General features: G+C 43.7%; 1 tRNA gene. It reads left to right on the top strand.

The window, feature by feature from the left end:
- Positions 1-127: 127 nt before the first annotated feature.
- Positions 128-200: transfer RNA gene (locus ACKX14_RS15910), tRNA-Phe, on the top strand.
- Positions 201-268: the final 68 nt, after the last annotated feature.

The raw sequence follows: 268 nt of genomic DNA on the forward strand, positions 1-268 counted from the left end.
GATTTTTGGAAAAAAATGTTGATAAACCGTGGAATATTGTTGAAATCCCCCTATTTTTGCGTCCCGATTGATGATAAACGAGGCCTTTTGCGAAAGCAAAACCTGCCTTCAGACATCAAACCAGGATGGTGCGGTAGCTCAGTTGGTAGAGCAAAGGACTGAAAATCCTTGTGTCGCCGGTTCGATTCCGGCCCACACCACAAAAAGCAGTTACGGAGTCAAATCTGTAGCTGCTTTTTCTTTTTCTCCCAGGACCATTTTTTGTTTC

The organism is Thermorhabdus hydrogeniformans (genome assembly GCF_049310025.1).
GTDB lineage: Bacteria > Bacillota > Thermosediminibacteria > Thermosediminibacterales > Tepidanaerobacteraceae > JBJYKD01.